A 1540-nucleotide genomic window follows, 5' to 3' on the forward strand; every position below is an offset into this window, starting at 1 on the left:
GATAATTCTAATATTAACCAATTAGACATTAACAAATTCGGCATGTATGATTATTTGAAATATATATTTGATAAAAATCATATAAGTGACTGTGATAATGAACTTAAGCAATTGTTATAATAATATAAAGCAATAAAGGAGAGGATACTACAACCGCGTAGCTTCTCCTTTATTGCTTTTGTTTTATTTCTAACTTATGCTTACTAATTCTATTTTATAATTCCCATCAGGGGATTCTACTTCTACTATGGAGCCTATTGTCTGTCCGAATAATACTTTTCCTATTGGGGACTCAATACTAAATTTGCCATTAAATATATCTACTTGCAATGTTGTTACAAGTTCTAATTCTTCTATAATATCGCTATCTTCAAATTTTACCAGTAATTTATTGCCTATATTTGCACCTTTAGTATTAATAATAACATCATCTATAACTTCAGCGCTTCTAATCATTTTTATTAAATAACCCATTCTTCTGTAGTTCTCGTACATATTTGTTTTGGCAGCTTTATATTCAGCATTTTCACTCCTATCGCCATGAGCTGCTGCTATCATTTTTTCATGTGCAATTTCCATTGTTAAAGGACCTTTACGATAATCGAATTCCTTTTGAAGTTCTTCAACATCTTTTTTAGTGAGTTTATTATTCATTTTGTCACCCTCTTATATTTCACTATTATTAAGCATACATTTGTTTTATAATCCTAGCTTAAAATTACCCTTATTAAACAATAATATTCGTTTGAGGATATTCCTAAGATAACAATTATATCATCAAGAGACTATTAAATGTATATTTATAAAATTTATGCTCACTGTTATCTTGCATTTTAAAATTCTTTAATACTAAATATATAATTAATTTTGAAATTTAGTTATATATTTATAATACACAAAGTGCCATCTCATATCTTCCCCAGCAAGAGTACATAGATTATTCAAAAACAAGTCATCTTCTGCATTTCTAATATTATACCCATATGTTATATATGGAGGTTTGTAGCCGCACTCTGTGGCCATTATTTTTATATCATTAAAGGTGAAAAAAATATTATGATTTTTATCTATAATTCCATTTGAGGTGTATCGAAAGTTTCCCTTTAATAAATCTCGAATTACAGAATAGTGGGTGAGATTAGGCATTGTAGCAATTATATATGCTCCAGGTTTTAAATATTTTTTAAGCTCTTTTAGAAGATTTATAGGATTTTTACTATACTGAAGGTAATCTACTAATAATTCCCAGGAGAAAATCTTTCATCAAGTAACCCTACTATATCTAAGACTTCTCTTTTTATAAGCAGACAAAAACCAACAAGTTTAGCTTTCGGTTCCCATTTGGTTTTATCAGAGTTATTTATGCTTTCTGAAAACTTGATCATATCACTTATAGATGTATAGGGTATATTAATAGATTGATTATTCCATGCAAAATTTGTAATGGGACCAACTGCTCCTATTATAAATGCATCTGCTAGTCCGAGGGGATACTGCTGAATAGCATATTGTAGATTAATACCTAAAAAACTACCATCAC

Annotated in this window: 1 protein-coding gene and 1 pseudogene; both read right to left on the reverse strand. The window is 28.6% G+C overall.

Annotated elements, in window-relative coordinates; all coding sequences use genetic code 11:
* Positions 1 to 189: 189 nt before the first annotated feature.
* Entirely contained in the window at positions 190 to 654 is a 465-nt protein-coding gene (locus JJE11_RS17700; protein WP_291638019.1) for a GreA/GreB family elongation factor, read from the reverse strand.
* Positions 655 to 1235: 581 nt separating this feature from the next.
* A pseudogene (locus JJE11_RS17705) lies at positions 1236 to 1540 on the reverse strand (hypothetical protein); the annotation flags it as partial.

The organism is Clostridium sp., from assembly GCF_016650095.1.
GTDB lineage: Bacteria > Bacillota > Clostridia > Clostridiales > Clostridiaceae > Clostridium_AD.

Bases quoted from the DNA above. Each gene is read 5' to 3' on its own strand.
- JJE11_RS17700 (WP_291638019.1), bottom strand. From the start codon at position 654: ATGAATAATAAACTCACTAAAAAAGATGTTGAAGAACTTCAAAAGGAA.